This window comes from Pseudomonas hamedanensis, assembly GCF_014268595.2.
GTDB classification, from domain to species: domain Bacteria; phylum Pseudomonadota; class Gammaproteobacteria; order Pseudomonadales; family Pseudomonadaceae; genus Aquipseudomonas; species Aquipseudomonas hamedanensis.
Window position 1 is genome coordinate 1762484 of record NZ_CP077091.1, and the last position, 12021, is coordinate 1774504.

Sequence of the window (12021 nt, forward strand, 5' to 3'; positions counted from 1 at the left end):
CCGCAAATCCCGATGGGCATTGAGCATCACCCGCGTGGACTCGATATGGTACTCATTGAGGCTGGTGGGAAATGCGGTCGATCCACTGCTGTCAGCTACGGCTATCGACCGCCGACGCACCGTTGGAAATGATCACTTCAACCCGACGATTCAATTGGCGCGACTGTGCCGTCGTGTCATCTGCCACCGGATAACGCTTGCCGTAGCCCTCGGTCGCCATGCGATTCATGCCGATGCCCAAGCGTTCCAGGGCAAAAGCCACACTTTCGGCGCGGCGCTCGGAGAGTGTCTGGTTGAACGCATCGCTGCCCACGCTGTCGGTGAAGCCTTCGATGCGCACTTTGCGCTCGGGGTTGTTGATGAGGAAATCCGCCAGGCGCTGGAGGTTGCGCTGATTGCCTGGTTTGAGGCTGGCCTTGCCGGTATCGAACAGCACATCGCCAAAGGTGATCACCTCGCCGCGCGACGTCTGTTTGGCGTTCATCGCTTGCAGGGCCTTGAGCTGCTGGGTACGGACGTCCAGGCGCACCTGGGTACGCTGCACATCAATCGTGCTCAGGCCCGCTTCGGCCTTGCGCCCGAGAATGGTCTGCTCGGCCAGGGCGATTTTCTGTCTGGCCAGATAAGCGAGCTGATCGATCTCGGGTGCACGACGGTCCTGAATCGATTTCTGCTCGGCCTTGCCCAGGGCGGTCAAGGCATCCTGGGTTTCCAGGGCGGCCAGGGTGCTCGACTCTGGTTTGCTCTGGAGGTCCGAGAAGCGCTGGCGGACCTCGACCAATTGCGGGTTTTCGGGGGTTGCCGCGCAGCCGGTCAATACCAGGGCGAATACGCAAGTGGCAGGAAACAGAATACGCATGGAACAGTCCTCAGTTGGAAAGCGTGGTGGCGGGTGTCAGACCAGCATTGGGAGCCTGGAGCATTTCCTGCTTGAGCACCTGGAGGCCGGCCTGGGCAGCCTGCAATTCCTTCTGCAATTTCGCCGTGCGCGCCATGCGCTCGGCCAGCGCCGCATCCACTTCGATCTGCTCGGCCAGACCTCTGGCCTGCCCGTAGTTCTTTTCGCCGAGCGCGCGTTCCATTTGCATGGTTTTGTCCTGCGCGGTCCGCATGGGCACCGGTGCGTACTGCGTTGCCCCTGCCGAAACCGCCCGGTTCAGGGCGTTTCTAGCCAGGGAAACCTGCTCGTCCGGTGCCGGTGCGCTAGCGCAAGCGCTGAGCAAGACCGTCCCCGCGAGCAAGAAAGACCAACGAAGGGCTCGCCGACGTACATGGTGGATACTCATCGAATTCTCCAGACTTCTGACCAGATATGTGCAAAAGAGGCAGTCATGAGTCCGTTGCAGGCATCGTCGGGGAAGACGACAGCGTGTTAGCCAAGACGGACACCGACCGCCGTGCTTGACGCGGTAAATGTCGTCTCAGTTTCAGCTTGAGCGGCACCTGAACACTATGAGACTTGTCTCGATTTTCAGGGCGCAGGGCCAACGTTCAGTCCGTTGCACGCAGGTGATTCAGGCGTCTGTTTGAGGCTCTCGCTCGGCCTGCTCCAGCAGGGCAACCAGCTCTGCTTCGACTGTCAGGATGGCGTTTTCCAGCGCTACCCGCCGCGCCTGAATGTCCGTGTCCGGTAACCCCAGCGAGCAAGCGTCCTCCAGCGCGTCGCACTGTTCCACCACCGTCCGGGCATTGACCACTTTGGCGCCGCCCTTGATTCTATGGGCCATCTCTGCCAGCAACGACAGGTCAGCGCTGAGGGCCAGCGCACGCAGGCTGTGAAGATCATCCTGATTGCTTTGAATCAGATCCTTGAGCAATTGCACCATCAGTTGCGGGTCATCGCCCGTCAGGTAGCGCAGCCGTTCGAGCCCCAAGGCTGCATCCTCCCGCTCGGTAATGGCTGCCGGCAGCCTGTCGGCGTAGCCCAGCAGACGCTGGTTCAGCCCGGCCAGGCTGATCGGTTTGAACAGGCAATCGTCCATACCGGCCGCCTTGCAGCGCTCACGCTCTTCCGGCTGGGCGTTGGCGGTAAACCCGAAGATCAGGCAGGGCGGCAACTGACGTTGCTGTTCCTGTTGGCGGATGGCCTGGCTCAGCTCGTAGCCGTTCATCAGCGGCATGTTGCAGTCGGTGATCACGACATCGAATCGATTGGTTTGCCACAGGCGCAATCCGCTGGCGCCCTCCTCTGCCTCGCGAACCTTATGTCCGAGGAACGTCAGTTGCTTACTCAGCAACAACAGGTTTGCCGGGTAATCGTCCACCACCAGAACCCGCAGTGAACGTGACGCAGAAGCCGGCAACTCTTCATCGTTGCGGACCGGCCTGACGATGTCGTCCAGTCGCGTCAGGCTGAGCAGGACGGTGACCGTCGTGCCCTGCCTCTGAGTACTGTGCAGTTCGAGTTGTCCGCCCATCATTTCGCACAAGGTGCGGCTGATCACCAGCCCCAGTCCGGTGCCCTGGCGAGCGGACTGGCCGCTATCGGCCTGAGCAAACGGCTTGAACAACCGCGGCAGGTCCTCGGCGCAGATGCCGATCCCGGTGTCCTCGACCCGCAAGCGAATTTTCAACTCGCGGGGTGTGTCGGACGGCTCACTCTGCAGGCTGATCAGCACGTGCCCTTGCTCGGTGAACTTGATGGCGTTGCTCACCAGGTTCGACAGGACCTGTTTGAACCGCAGAGGATCGATCAGCACATCGCCGGTAATGCCAGGATCGATCTGCATCTTGATCCGCAGGCCTTTCTGCCTGGCGACGCCATCGAATACACGGACGACGGATTCGACCAGCTCGCGCACATCGGCGCGCTCCGGGCTCAGGCTCATTTTTCCAGCCTCGATACGGGCGATATCGAGAATGTCGCCAATCAGCTCGAGCATGCTGTTGGCCGAGCTGAACGCCACCTCCAGGGCGAAACGATCGAGTTGCCCCTGGTCGGCCTTTTCCAGGGCCATTTCCAGCATGCCGATCACCGCGTTCATCGGTGTGCGGATTTCGTGGCTCATGGTTGCCAGGAAGGTCGTCTTGGCCTTGCTCGCCGCTTCTGCCTGCTCCTTGGCATTACGCAATTGCTCAAGCAAGTGCTTGCGCTCGCTGATGTCGATCCAGCCGCCGATGATGCCTTTGACGTCCTGTCTGGCGTCGCGATAAGGCAGGATCCAGTGGTGCAGGCTGTGCAATTGGCCGCTGGCGCCGATGTGCAACTGACTGTCCTGAATCAGGGCTTCACCGGTGCTCATGACCCTCAGGCACTGGGACTGGTAGGTGGCGATTTCTTGCGGATCAGGCAACAGGTTCGCCGTGACCGGCTGGCCCAGTACCGCCTCGCGGCTGACGCCAAATGCCTCCAGGTAGCTGTTGTTGCAAATCAGCAGTGCGCCCTGGCGATCTCTGACATAAATCGGATGGGGCGTGCCATCGATCAGCGTATGCATGAATGCCAACTGGTCTTCCAGTGCCTGCTCGGTACGCAGGCGCCGACGAATTTCCCGACGCTGATAAGTGATCCAGAACACAAAGGCCAGTGACAGCACCGCGGCGCCAATCAGCGTCTGGATGATCAGCGCCCGGTAGTTCTGCCAGTAGCCGTCGCTGATGACCGCGTTGGTACGCCAGCGGTTGGCCAGGCTCATCATTTCATTCGGCGGAATACTCAGCAGCGCTTTGTCCAGAATCGAGCGCAACTCCAACGCCCCGCGATCGGTGGCAAATGCCGTGGTGGCGGGTATCTCTCCGACGGTTGAGACCGTACGCAGCTGGTCTCGGAAAAAACGGCTGGTGAAATAATTCGCGCTGATCAGCGAATTGACCGCCGCATCGGCGCGTCCCTGGGCCACCAATTCCATGGCATTGAGCGCATTGTCGGCCCTGACCAAAGTGATCGCAGGAACGTGCGCCTTGAAATATTCAGACAGCGGCGTCTCGTCGATCAACGCCAGACGCTTGCCCGACAGTTCTTCGAGGGCGTTGGGGCTTCCCGCACGCAAGCTGCTGACCAGCACAAACGAGCTGGACAGGTAGGGCCGGGTGAAGCCCAGCACCCGCTCGCGGGAGTCGCTGCGGCTCAACGCACCGATCATGTCGGCGCGCCCCTGTCGTATGTCCTCGACCATCTCTTGCACCGAGTCGACGGCTTGCGTTTCGAACTTCAACCCAGTGAGCAAGCTGACTTGTTTCAGCACGTCAGCGGTGACCCCGCGAAAGCGCTTTTGCGAATCGAAAAAAGTCAGTGGCGCGTAGCTTTCATTGATCACCACCCGCACCACCGGATGCTCTGCGATCCAGCGTTGTTCGGCGGGCGTCAACTGCAGTCGGGTCTGCCGGAACAGTTCATTGACGCCACCGCCACTCCAGCGCTGGAGAATGCTCAACCGTTCGCTCTCCGGAATGCGCTCTATGCCGGAATCGATCACGCGCTGTAGCGTCTGATTGTCCTTGAGCATGGCGAAAGAAAAATGCTGCAACGCCATCCCGGAGAAACGCGAGAGCTGAAGGGTGTTGAGGAAGTTTTTGCCGACCAGATAGTCCGCACTGATGATGTCCCCCAGAAAGGCGTCCGCTTGACCGAATGCCACCGCCGCAATGGCACTCTGGATCGACGAGTAAAGGCGAATATCGGCCTGGGGATACAAGGCCCGGACGTCCTCTAGCGGCAGGTACTCGGCGTGCATCGCCAGGCGCTTGCCAGACAATGCCTCTTGCTCGGGGCCTGCCTCATTGATGCGCGTCACGATCACCGGCTGATCGTCCGTGTAGGGCGCGCTCATGCTGATCCCGGCAAGGGCTGCTTCATAGCGGCCGGAACTGCCCAGCAAATCTATTTGCCCCTCCAGCAGTGCCTGGATCGCCGCTTGCCGATTGGCGTATTGATAAACCTCGACGTCGACGCCCAGCGCCTTGGCGAGGATGCCCATGTAGTCGGCCGTGATGCCCTCGTACTCGCCCCCGATGGTGGTGATGTCGAAAGGCAAAAAGTCCGGGGCAGAAGTGCCTAACCTGAGCACCTTCGTGTCTCGCAGCCACTGCTGGTCTTCGCTGCGCAATGGCAGCGTCTGGTTGCCCAGACCGGCAAGACTGGAACGGCCAAGCAGCTTCAGCCGCTGTGGCTCAGGTTCTGCGGCCCAGACGGCCTGAAACAGAAACTGCGAACAGAACAACAGCAGACACACACACCAGCGACTCGACATAGGACCCCGCGGCAAAGATTGTGGTTGGACCATTCTTGAGGTCACTTGGGCGGAAAATACCAGGACAGGCCGTCCCGGCAGCATCATTCAGGGCGTCGTGATGAGCGCGTTGCGCTTGGCGAGATCGGCCAGTTCAACCACGCTGCGAACTCTCAGCTTGGCGAGGATATTGGTTTTATGGGTGCTGATGGTCTTGCTGCTGAGCATCATGGTTTCGCCGATAGTCTTGTTACTCAGCCCTTGAGCCAACTGCTGCAACACCGCCAGTTCCCGATCGGTAAGGCTGGCGACCCGGTCCGCTTCGGTGGCCTCGATGTCCGACTTGCGCACCGAATCGGCGCTGACGCTGGGGAAGTAGTTATAGCCCCTCATGACTGCCCGCACCGCGCTCAACAGATCATCGAGTTCCTCGGATTTGTACACGTAACCGGCAGCACCGGCGTGCATGCAGCGCTGGGAATAGAGATCCGGTTTTTGCGAGGTCAGCATGACGATTTTCAGGGAAGGCAGGTCGTTTCGCAGGCGCGTGATGACTTTGACCCCGTCCAGCCGCGGCATGCCGATATCGAGAATCAGCAGATCGGGCCTCAATTCCAGGGCCATTTGTATGGCATCCGCACCGTTTCCGGCCTCTGCGATCACCTTATGGCCGTCTCTGGTGAGCAAGGTCTTTACCGCCCAACGGACGATGGGATGATCATCGGCAATTAATACCCGATACATAAACGCTCCTGCTCCTGCTTCTTGTTGATCCTGAGCAGCGTCCAAAAACCGCAGCCTCGAACACGATTATAGAGCGAGGCTGCGCGCCCATCGCCCTGGCCGACAGGGATGTTTGCCGGGACACCGCGAACGCATCATAGCTGACTGCGCCAACGGCGGCGGCCCCGTTCTTTTCAACGAGCCCTGCCCTGCGCTGCGATCCGTTGCGCCGCCGTCATGGCTGCGAACCGCGCAGCCAGCCGGCCAGCACACCCGCTCCGGCGTATTGACGGAAGATCGCCTGGTAGCCATCGAAGCGATTGGTGATTTCGCTCACCTGATTACCGTAGTGATCGTTCTCGGCGATCAACACATCCAGCAAGGTGCGCTTGCCCAGGTGATACCACTGCTCGTAAAACGCCAGGCGAATCCGTTCCGACTCGACGGTGAGGTCACGATAGAGTTCGGCACGCTCAAGCAATGTGCGCGCGTCGTGGTCGGCGGTGCGCACGCGGTATTCCAGGTCCAGACGTTGTTGTTCGGTCTCCTGCCGACTGGCTTCGGCGCGTTGCAATGCCGCGCGCTCCGACGCCCGTGCCGAACCGCCACGGAAAGCGCCCCAAGTGACCGCCAACGAGGTTTGCCACGGTTGCTCCCGTCCCAGCGCGTCATCGGCGGTGGTCTTGCTGATCACCCAGTTCAGCTGTGGCAGCGAAGAGGAACGTACCACCTGTGCCTGCAGCTCCGCCGACTCGGTGCGTGCCTTGGCCTGATGGATCGTGGGGTGATCCTCGGTCCGCGCCAGCAGGTTATCGAGGTTGGCCAGGCGAATATTCCACTCTCTGGTTCGCGGAATCAGCAGCGGCCGTTCCCCCACCAGTTTGCGCAGGTTGATCTCGGCATCCCGGGCGCGGGTCTGGGCCGTATCGCGTGCCGCCTGAGCCTGGAGCAAACGCGCCTTGGCCTGGGTCAATTCACTGGCCCGGCCTTTGTCCACCGCGACAATGCCGGCGAGCATTCTGACCAGCTCGTCCATGCGATCGACGAACTGCTGGCTGATATCGATGATGATGCGCTGCTTACCCAACTCGACCATCGTGGTGGTGACGTCATACGCCGACGCTTCCAGTTCCGCTTCGATACCCGAACTGGCGGCCTTGGACAGGTGCCGGCGGCTCTCGATGGTTTTACTGATCCGGCCCCAGTCATAGATCGGGGTGGTCACATTCATGTTGATGCCGCTGCTGCTCGGCGACTCACCGTCGGCACCGGAACCGAACCTGGCTGCCTTCGACTGGGTTCCCAGATCGACCTGCGGCCAACGCTGCCCCTTGGCTTCGTCGACGTCGGCTTCGGCTGCCTCATGCTCGGCCAGTGCCCGTTGCACCTGCGGGCTGCGTTCGGCAGCGGCTTGTACCGCGCGGTAGAACATCTCGCGCAGTTCCTTTTCCGAGGGACCGGCGGCGGCCGCGGTCCTGGCGGCCAGGCGCGGTGGCAACGCCGCGGTGGCCAGGGCTGACACACCCGGCACCGCGTCCGTTGCGGTGCTGGCTCCGGTCGAGGTGAACGTCAGCGTGTCGGCATGCACCGGCATCGACCAGGCCTGAGCGAGTAGCCACACGATCACCAGCCACAGCGTGGGCAGACGAACAAAACGCGCAAAAGGTCCTGCTGCGGCGCGGCGTGAGCGCGCGCAGTACGGTTGAATCTGAGTCATGGTTATCGCTCCCGGAAGGCTTCGCGTGCCTTGAGCACGGGCTTGAGCAAGTAATCGAGAATGGTTTTTTCGCCGGTGCGGATTTCCACCGAGGCGACCATCCCGGGGATGATCGGCAAGGCTTTGCCGCCGGCATTCAGTTCGCTGCTGTCGGTCAGTACCAGCACCCGGTAATAGGTATCGTCGGGACGCCCGGCGGCGGCCTTTTGATCATCTTTCAGAGTGTCGGGACTGATGTGCTCGACCGTGCCTTTCAAGCCGCCATAAATGGCGTAGTCATAGGCTGTGATCTTCACCGTTGCCGGCAGACCGGGGTGCAGAAACGCAACATCCGAAGGCCTGATCTTGCCTTCCACCAGCAGTTGTTCTTCCAGCGGCACGATTTCCAGAATGTGCTCGCCGGGCTGGATCACCCCGCCGATGGTATTGACCCGCACGTTCTTCACCGTGCCGCGTACCGGTGCGGTGATGGTGGTGCGTTCGACGATGTCCGCCCGCCCGACCAGGTTCTCGCTGGTCTGCGACAGCTCAAGCTCAAGCTTGGCCAACTCGGAGTTGGCATCGGCCTGGAATTTGTTGGTGCGCTCGACCATCTGCGATTTGATCTCGTTGGCCTGGCGCTGAATGCGCAGCAGCTCCACTTCGGACATCAAGCCTTTGGCGGCCAACGGCTGGGCCAGGCGCACTTCGCGACTGGACAAGGCATAGCTGCGCTGCAACGCGTTGATGCTTTCATCCAGCGCCCGTTTACGGGCGTTGTAGGCGCGGGTTTCCTGGGCGACGACGGTCGGGTCCTGCCTGACCATTTCGTCGAATTCGAGCGGCTGCTGGTATGCCTCGGAGCGCAGCCGTGCAATCGAAGCCTTGAGGCCGATCACCTTCGACAGCGCCTCGCGGTAGCTGGACTGCGCACGGGTCGGGTCGATCTTGAGCAAGACCTCGCCCTTCTCGACGATCGCGCCTTCGCGCACGTTCATTTCCGCAAGAATGCCGCCCTCCAGGCTCTGAATCACTTGCTCGCGGCTCAGGGAAATAATCTTCGCCTCGCCCTGGGTGATTTCTTCCACCCGGGCGAAGGACGCCCAGACCAGGCCACCGACCAACACCGCGGCAATCAGATACAGCACCAGTTTGGAACCCGGCGTCGTCTGGGTCAGCAACGACTCTTGCACATCATTCATGAAGGCGGCATCGCCCGGCTTGAGGTCCGGAGCGCCTTTACCGCGCAGGAATTGACCGATCATTGTGCTGCCTCCCCTGGTACGGCAACCGGGCGCGGCGGCCCCACTCGAACTTTCTGTGTCCGTGCCGTCGGCTGGGCCGGCGCGGCGCTGTTGGCCGATTTGCCCGCGAGGCTGGCGAGAATCTTGTCCTTCGGTCCATCGGCGACCACCTTGCCGTCATCCACCACGACGATGCGCTCGACCAGGGCCAGCAATGACGGACGATGCGTCACCACCACCACGGCCTGGCCTTCAGTGGCGTGCTTGAGGTGCTCGAGAAATTGCGCTTCGCTTTGCGTGTCCATGGCGCTGGTCGGCTCATCGAGCAGCAGCAGTTTTGGCCGTGCCAGCAGGCTGCGCGCCAGCGACACCAACTGCCGCTGTCCGCCGGACAGGCCCTCGCCCATTTCGCCGATCGGCAGGTTGATGCCTTGGGGGTGACGGGCCGCCACCCGGTCCAGGCCGGTCAGGCGCAAGACTCGCAAAAACTCTTCGGCGGTCGATTCGGGGCGGCCGATCATCACGTTCTCGCGCAGCGAACCGTAAAACAGCCGCGCATCCTGACCGACGTATCCCACGGCTTTGCGCCAGTCGGCCGGGTCTATCTGATTGACGTCCAGACCATCGGTGAACATCTGCCCCTCAACCGGCGAATACAGACGCGCCATCACCCGCAACAGGGTCGACTTGCCACTGCCGATACGTCCGAGAATCGCTACTCGCTCGCCGGCCTGGATCGACAGATTGATGCCTTGCAGTACCGGCGGGTTGGGTTGCATCGGCGGCGCCGGATAGGCGAAGGCCACATTCTTGAGCGCGATCTGCCCCGACAGTGTTGGCTTGGCGAGATATTCGCGATCCGAATCCCGATCCACCGGCATGGCCATAAGCTTGTTGAGCGACTGCAAGGCCGCCTTGGCTTGCTGGAAACGCACCGCCAGGCCGATCACCTGACCCAATGGCGCGGTAGCACGTCCGGCGAGCATGACCGTGGCGATCAGCGCGCCCATGGTCAGATCTCCGGCATCGATCAGGTACACGCCGATGATGATCAACGCCACGGTCTGCAATTGCTGCAGGAACGCCACCACACCGGTCGCCAGGCTGGAGAGCTGGCGCGACTTCAACGACGTTGCCGCCGACAGCGCACTGAAGGTTTCCCAGCGCCGCTGCATGTACGCTTCGCCGCCGACGGCTTTGAGCGTTTCCAGGCCCTCAACCGACTCGACGAGTACACCCTGCTTGAGCGACGACTCGCGCAGATTCTCTTTCATGGTGCGCGCCAACGGCCATTGAATGATCACGCTGACCAACAGGATCAGCGGAATCAACAGCAACGGTACCCAGCCCAGCGGCCCGCCAATGGCAAAGATCACACCGACGAACATCAGCACGAACGGCAAATCGGAGATCGCCGCCAGAGTGGCTGACGTCGCGAAGTCGCGCACCGATTCGAACTCGCGCAACTGGTTGGCGAACGAGCCCGACGACGCTGGCTTGTGTTCCATCTGGATCGACAGCGCCTGGCGGAACAACATCGTGCCCAGCACCAGATCGGCTTTCTTGCCGGCGACATCGAGCAAATGTGCGCGCACATACCGCGCCACCGCCTCGAACACCATGGCCACGGCGACGCCGATGCCCAGCGACCACAGGGTGACGAACGCCTGATTGGGGACCACGCGGTCGTAAACGTTCATGGTGAAAAAGATGCTGGACAGCGCCAACACGTTGATCAGCACCGCGCCGATGGCCGCACTGCGGTAGTAGCGGCGATAGCGCCACAAGGTGCTGAGCAACCAGTGCCCGGCGGCCTGCGGGGCCTGCTCGCCGGCGCGGGTGTCGACCTTGGCGCGCGGCTTCACCAGCACGGCGAAACCGGTGTACATCTGGTCCATCTCCAGCTGACTGACCTCGACCGCTTCACCGCTGATTTCTGGCAGTACCACTTGATAGAGGAAGCTGCGCTTGTCGTCGGCCTGCGGATCACGTCGACGACCGAGCAGGATGCAGCCACCCTGCTCATGGCGCAGCAACACCATCGGCATCAGTTGGTTGGGCAGCGACTGGGCGTTGCGCTCGATCAATCCGGCAGACAGACCGGCATTGGACAGCGCCGCCAACGCCAGCGACGGCGACAGCAGGCCACCCTTGGGCAGGCCAGCCGTTAATGCCTCCGGGCTTTTGCCAAAGCCGTAGTGATCGCAGATCCACGACACGCTTTGCAGCAGCGTGTCCTGGATACGGGTTGGCGGCGCAGGCACAGCCTGATCCGCCATGCTTGAATGAACAGGCATGTCAGTAGCCATCAAAAGAGTCCTGGGTCGAGGTCGAGCGAATCGACAGACTTGAGGGTTTCAAGGCGCCCCATTCAGCGATGTGAACGTCCAGCCGATGCGGCGGGTGGCCTTGAAGCGATTAAGACAATTCTGACTCCCAGACCCTGTTGGCAAAACAAGACTTGTCCCAAAAACCGGCGGCCACGCATTGCACGGACCGGCGGCTTGACCCGCGTGCCAAGGTCCCCGTTGCCTGACACACCGCCATCGCGAGCAGGCTCACTCCTACACTGGGTTCTGCGCCGAACCATCAGTCTCAATCCAGCCAAAAATCCCCTGTGGGAGCGGGCTTGCTCGCGAAGAGGCCAGCACAGCCAACACCTGCCTCGCCTGACACACCGCCATCGCGAGCAGGCTCACTCCTACACTGGGTTCGGCGCCAAACCACCAATTTCAATCCAGCCAAAATCCCCTGTGGGAGCGAGCTTGCTCGCGAAGAGGCCAGCACAGCCAACACCTGCCTCGCCTGACACACCGCCATCGCGAGCAGGCTCACTCCTACACTGGGTTCGGCGCCGAACCACCAATTTCAATCCAGCCAAAATCCCCTGTGGGAGCGGGCTTGCTCGCGAAGGGGCCAGCACAATCAACATCTGCGTCGCCTGACACACTGCCTTCGCGAGCAAGCCCGCTCCCACACTGGGTTCGGCGCCGAGCCACTAATTTCAATCCAGCCAAAAATCCCTGTGGGAGCGAGCTTGCTCGCGAAGGCGCCAGCACAGCCAACATCCCCGCCGCCTGACACACCGCCATCGCGAGCAGGCTCGCTCCTACAGTGGATTCGGCGCCGAACCATCAATCTCAATCCAGCCAAAAATCCCCTGTGGGAGCGGGCTTGCTCGCGAAGAGGC

Annotated in this window: 7 protein-coding genes; all 7 read right to left on the reverse strand. The window is 61.5% G+C overall.

Annotated features, from left to right (window positions below; all coding sequences use genetic code 11):
• Positions 1-91: 91 nt before the first annotated feature.
• The 7 genes from HU739_RS07545 to HU739_RS07575 all read right to left on the reverse strand — a co-directional run bounded on the left by HU739_RS07545 (position 92) and on the right by HU739_RS07575 (position 11128).
• Positions 92-859, reverse strand: coding sequence for an OmpA family protein (locus HU739_RS07545; RefSeq protein WP_186552265.1), 768 nt, complete (start codon positions 857-859; stop codon positions 92-94).
• A 10-nt stretch (positions 860-869) separates the two neighbouring features.
• Positions 870-1286, reverse strand: coding sequence for a DUF4398 domain-containing protein (locus tag HU739_RS07550; RefSeq protein ID WP_186552264.1), 417 nt, complete (start codon positions 1284-1286; stop codon positions 870-872).
• A 228-nt stretch (positions 1287-1514) separates the two neighbouring features.
• Complete coding sequence (locus tag HU739_RS07555) at positions 1515-5189, reverse strand: transporter substrate-binding domain-containing protein (protein ID WP_186552263.1); 3675 nt, start codon at positions 5187-5189, stop codon at positions 1515-1517.
• Positions 5190-5276: 87 nt separating this feature from the next.
• Positions 5277-5912 carry a response regulator transcription factor gene (locus tag HU739_RS07560; RefSeq protein WP_186552280.1) on the reverse strand — a complete coding sequence of 212 codons (636 nt, stop codon included), beginning with the start codon at positions 5910-5912 and terminating at the stop codon, positions 5277-5279.
• A gap of 214 nt (positions 5913-6126) precedes the next feature.
• Positions 6127-7608, reverse strand: a complete 1482-nt coding sequence (locus HU739_RS07565; RefSeq protein WP_186552262.1) for a TolC family protein — start codon at positions 7606-7608, stop codon at positions 6127-6129.
• A gap of 2 nt (positions 7609-7610) precedes the next feature.
• The gene (locus HU739_RS07570; protein ID WP_186552261.1) at positions 7611-8852 is read right to left on the reverse strand and encodes an HlyD family type I secretion periplasmic adaptor subunit; all 1242 of its coding nucleotides are present in this window, start codon (positions 8850-8852) and stop codon (positions 7611-7613) included.
• On the reverse strand, positions 8849-11128 hold the full coding sequence (locus HU739_RS07575) for a type I secretion system permease/ATPase (RefSeq protein WP_407681947.1): 2280 nt from the start codon (positions 11126-11128) through the stop codon (positions 8849-8851). The genes HU739_RS07570 and HU739_RS07575 overlap by 4 nt, the downstream gene beginning before the upstream one ends.
• Between the last annotated feature and the right edge of the window lie 893 nt (positions 11129-12021).